This is a genomic window from Mycobacterium sp. 1165178.9, from assembly GCF_001673555.1.
Lineage (GTDB): Bacteria > Actinomycetota > Actinomycetes > Mycobacteriales > Mycobacteriaceae > Mycobacterium.
The window spans coordinates 1-786 of record NZ_LZMB01000077.1 but is presented as its reverse complement, the minus strand read 5'-3'; the positions used below and the strand labels follow the sequence as shown (position 1 = coordinate 786).

Sequence of the window (786 nt, the reverse complement as noted above, 5' to 3'; positions counted from 1 at the left end):
GGCCTTCTTCGGCTTGGATTCTGGGGGATTGGCCCCTGAGCCGATCGAGCTGTGGGCGTGGGTGGCGGCCTATGACCACGTGGCCTTGTGCCAGCTGTGGGGGACCATGCCGGAGTTGCCGCGGGACATCCCCCGTTTCACCCGCGAACTGAAGCAACTTTGGGAAGACCGGGGCAGCCCCCGGATGCCGCCGCGTTCGTCCGATGCGCACGACGCGCTGGTCGACGCGCGCGATCAGCTCCGCCGATACCGCCTGATCACATCCGGGGGGTGAAGCCGCGGGCGCAATGTGCCCGCGAGTGACGTTCGCGCAGATCAGCCTTAGCCGGGGACGTGGGCGCCCCGGCTAAGATGAACCGATGAACTGGACCGTCGACATACCGATCGATCAGTTGCCGCCGCTGCCGCCGCTGCCGACCGATCTGCGGGCCCGGTTGGATGCCGCGCTGGCCAAACCGGCCGCCCAGCAGCCCAGCTGGCCTGCCGACCAGGCGTCGGCGATGCGTAAGGTCCTGGAGAGCGTGCCGCCGGTGACAGTGCCGTCGGAGATCGCCCGGTTGCAGGAGCAGCTGGCCCAGGTGGCGCGGGGTGAGGCGTTCCTGCTGCAGGGCGGCGACTGCGCGGAGACATTCACCGAGAACACCGAACCCCACATTCGTGGCAACGTGCGCACCCTGCTGCAGATGGCGGTGGTGCTGACCTACGGCTCGAGCCTGCCCGTGGTAAAGGTGGCCCGCATCGCGGGGCAGTACGCCAAGCCGCGATCGGCCGACATCGACGCGCTGG

1 protein-coding gene and 1 pseudogene are annotated in these 786 nt (G+C 69.0%); both read left to right on the top strand.

The genetic code is table 11. From position 1 onward, the window contains the following. Positions 1-274, top strand: a pseudogene (locus A5652_RS04150) (3'-5' exoribonuclease); the annotation flags it as partial. 85 nt (positions 275-359) lie between these two features. Beyond that, positions 360-786: 3-deoxy-7-phosphoheptulonate synthase (locus tag A5652_RS04145; RefSeq protein ID WP_197513744.1), on the top strand; the 427-nt coding region annotated here is incomplete at its 3' end.